The following is a 3,151-nucleotide window of genomic DNA, read 5'->3' on the forward strand; positions in this document are numbered from 1 at the left end:
AACTAATCCTATAATGATCTCAACAGTAATAATGAAGTGAATAGAGAAACCTTTTATTCGCTGGAGAAGAAAATAAATGTATTAATTGACCAATTTCTTACGAATTTCTTTATACGCTATTCAAAATACAAGGATGAACTCCTCGAAAATTAGCGCAAGCTAGTTGGAAATTTATCTGTTCCTATTATTCCTATTAATAGAGAGATTAGTGTTTTGCCTTTAATAGGTTCAATTAATCAAGTACGTATGTCTACTATACAAGATAAAGTGTTTAGCGAGATTAGAAATGGTCAAATTCAAAAGTTAATTATTGATCTTTCTGGAGTGGCACATATGGATGATGAGGTGACCGCTCATTTCAAAAAATTAATTGAAGGCATTTTTCATGATGGGATGTAAATCTTTATTTACTGGGCTGCGTCCAGTAATTGTGAAGAGCTTAATAAACTCTGAAAATAATATTAATCATGCTGCGGAATATAGAGGAACGTTGCAAATTGCTTTAAATGATATTGTCTTTAATGAAGAACTAATTAAGTAATTTATACATATTTGAAAAAGTGCATGCTAGGAATTACAACTGCATACCGTGTTTAATGTTTGAAAGGAGCGGAGTCTTTTAGTAATATTGTAATTTGAATTAATATTATAGAAGCAAAGGAGAAATATCATGGCAAGAAAAGCTTACGAGGCAAAGAGTGCAACAGCATCAGGACCATATTCACATGCAATTGATGCAGGAGAATTTGTTTATTTCTCAGGTCAAACGGCAATGAACTCCATTTCAGCGAAAAATCTTACTGGAGATATTGCGGAACAAACGAAGCAATGTTTCAAAAACCTGTTTGAAGTATTAGAGGTAGCTGGCCTAACATCTGATGATGTAGTGAAAGTAAATGTTTATTTAACTGATATGAATAATTTTGCGGCAATGAATGAAGTATATGAAACGCAATTCTCCAGTCCATTCCCTGCTCGGACATGTATAGCGGTGTTAGCTTTACCGTTAGGGGCTGAAGTTGAGATCGAAATGATTGCTAAAAAAACAAGATAATCTGATGTAAAAAGGAGTGGATACTAAAAATCACTCCTTTTTATTTTGTGTTTTTAAGAATTTAGTACACTGAAGTGTAAAAAATGATATATACTCTATTCCATACGTGCAACATGTACAAACTTTCACATAGTTATTCCGGTGTTTTTCGCGTTAAAATTGAAAATGGCATTTCCTTTGTGCAAAGTGAATAATGCATTGTCTAAAAAGAATGTTATCGTAAAAAAGTTTATGCAGTATATATAGCTTGTTTATGTATTTTTTGTTTAATAGTCATAAAGACCTTCTTGAAAAAGCCATGTATAATATGAATTGTTAACAAAGAAAACGTTTTCGAAAGCAAAAATAAGTTGACCTAAGTGGAACGAAAAATTATTAACAATGAGATTGCATATAGAAAAATGGGTGAAATTTTTTATTCACGGATGCAATCTTTTTAATAGGAAAAAATAATTTTATGGTAATTAGGTTAACCTTTAGCTAAAAAGCCATAGCAAATGCTGTTATATATGGTGTACGAAAACAAGGGGGATAAAATATGTCTACAACGATTGAAGGTTACGATACAAACGAGACCCAGATTGAACATGTTGCGGGTGTCGATGAATCGCTTTATCCGAAAAATGATAAGGATAGGACAGTAAGTGCGAAAGACTATATTTTTATGTGGATTGGAGACGGTGTTAATTTAGGTAATATGACACTTGGGGCTAGTGTAATTGTAGCTGGTGTCGCGACATTAAACATTTTTCAAACCATTTTAGCAGCTATCATCGCAATTGGGATCATTTCAACCATTTTTGCATTAAATGATCGTCTCGGCTACAAAAAAGGAATACCATATGTTGTACAGCTTAGAATGTCCTTTGGAATAAAAGGAACAGTGATATCATCACTACTGCGCGGGATACCCGCCATCGTATGGTACGGTATTCAAAGCTGGATCGGGGGAACTGCCTTAAATGAAATCGCGAAGATTGTTACAGGCGGTACTTTCGATAATGTCGTTGTTTGTTTTATAGCGCTGCAACTAATTCAAATTGTGCTTTCATTATTCGGTTTCCACGCGATTAAATGGGTAGAAACGGTTGCCTCTGTAGTATTTATGGCAGCACTAATTTATGTTTTCGGAATTCTTTTATCATCGCATAGCACTGAGATTGCCCAAAACTGGGTACAAGCTAAAGGCTCATGGGGCTTGCCGTTCTTTGGACTTATTATGGTCTTTTTAGGGAATTATGCAGGTATCTTTGTAAGTGCTGCAGATTATTCAAGAGAGCTTAAAACGGGTATGAGTGATAAAAAACGCGGATCATTATATTTTATCCCAATTACCTTATCATATGGTTTTGTTATCATTATCGGGGCAATGCTCGCAGCTGCGACTGGTGTAACGAATCCTGCACAAGCACTCCCAATTATAATTGATAATCCTTATATTTCAGTTTTTGTATCCGTGTTTATTGTAATCGCGGTTATCGCAACAAATATGGTTGCCAATATTATTCCGCCAGCTTATGTCATTACATTGCTGACAAAATTAAAGTATAAAGCTTCTGCAATTGTAACAGGATTGCTTGCATTAGGTGCATTTCCATGGTTGCTTATACAGGAGTCATCGGCTAAAGGTCTTAATATGTTTATTCTAATATATTCCGCATTTTTAGGACCAGTTATTTCTATATTATTAGTGGACTACTATATATTAAGAAAACAAAAGGTAAATCTTAAAGAATTATACAATGAGGAAGGTGCTTTTTCTGGATTTAATCCAGCGGGGCTCATTGCAATGTTTATCGGTGCAGGCGCTGCCTTCCTATTAGTAGACCTTGCATGGATAATCGGAGTAGTAGTAGCAGGTATCTCTTACTATCTACTAACGAAATATGCATTTAAAGCTTCAAGCTTCAAAAAAGGAACGATTTTTGAAAAATAAAATATGATTAGTGAAGATTGCCTTGGAGAATTTTATTCTCTATAGGCAATCTTTTTTCATTTTTACAGCGATTGCAACTGCTTCTTCTTTGGGCTAAGTTTTACTAACGAATAAAAATCCCTTTTAAATATTGTGAACTTATTCACAAATTAATTATATAC

4 protein-coding genes are annotated in these 3,151 nt (G+C 34.1%); all 4 read left to right on the plus strand.

Features of this window, described 5'->3' with window-relative positions:
• The first annotated feature begins 192 nt into the window (after window positions 1-192).
• The 4 genes from V7127_RS24895 to V7127_RS24910 all read left to right on the plus strand — a co-directional run bounded on the left by V7127_RS24895 (window position 193) and on the right by V7127_RS24910 (window position 2,990).
• The gene (locus V7127_RS24895; protein WP_335490814.1) at window positions 193-399 is read left to right on the plus strand and encodes an STAS domain-containing protein; all 207 of its coding nucleotides are present in this window, start codon (window positions 193-195) and stop codon (window positions 397-399) included.
• The gene (locus V7127_RS24900; RefSeq protein WP_335355604.1) at window positions 386-541 is read left to right on the plus strand and encodes a hypothetical protein; all 156 of its coding nucleotides are present in this window, start codon (window positions 386-388) and stop codon (window positions 539-541) included. The genes V7127_RS24895 and V7127_RS24900 overlap by 14 nt, the downstream gene beginning before the upstream one ends.
• A 129-nt stretch (window positions 542-670) precedes the next feature.
• Entirely contained in the window at window positions 671-1,054 is a 384-nt protein-coding gene (locus tag V7127_RS24905; protein ID WP_335348237.1) for a RidA family protein, read from the plus strand.
• A gap of 538 nt (window positions 1,055-1,592) precedes the next feature.
• Entirely contained in the window at window positions 1,593-2,990 is a 1,398-nt protein-coding gene (locus tag V7127_RS24910; RefSeq protein WP_335490811.1) for an NCS1 family transporter, read from the plus strand.
• The last annotated feature ends 161 nt before the right edge of the window (window positions 2,991-3,151 follow it).

Origin of the sequence: Bacillus sp. JJ1773 (assembly GCF_036962035.1) — a bacterium.
In the GTDB taxonomy this organism is placed as follows: domain Bacteria; phylum Bacillota; class Bacilli; order Bacillales; family Cytobacillaceae; genus Cytobacillus.